A 512-nucleotide genomic window follows, 5' to 3' on the forward strand; every position below is an offset into this window, starting at 1 on the left:
TGTTGTTCGGGATCTCGAAATCGGCCGCGAACCGGGTGGTGGATCATCTGGCGCCACTGCTGACGCTCTCGCCGGTGACCCGCAAGCATGGCCCGGACACGGTCCTGATCGTGGACGGCACCCTGGTCCCCACCCATGACCGCACCATGTCCGCCTCCAGCAAGAACTATCGGTACTCGGTGAACATGCAGGTCGTCATCGACGCCGACACCCGCCTGGTCGTCGCGATCGGCGACCCCACCCCGGGCAACCGCAACGGCTGCCGCGCCTACACCGACTCCGGCGTCGACCAGCAATGCCGGGGCGCGAAAGTCATGGCCGACGGCGGCTACCAGGCAACGCGGAAGTGATCATGCCGTATCGCAAACCCCGCGAGGGGCAACCGCCGTTACCGCAATGGAAAGAGGACCTCAACACCGTCCACAAGAGCGTCCGCGCCCGTGTCGAGCACGCCCTGGCACACATGAAGACCTGGAACATCCTGCGCAACTGCCGCCGCAAACGCGACGGCG

Annotated in this window: 1 pseudogene; it reads left to right on the forward strand. The window is 66.0% G+C overall.

From position 1 onward, the window contains the following. Positions 1-512 (forward strand): annotated as a pseudogene (locus ACLARN_RS44205) (transposase); the annotation flags it as partial.

It is taken from the genome of Amycolatopsis sp. cmx-11-12 (assembly GCF_046269425.1).
In the GTDB taxonomy this organism is placed as follows: domain Bacteria; phylum Actinomycetota; class Actinomycetes; order Mycobacteriales; family Pseudonocardiaceae; genus Amycolatopsis.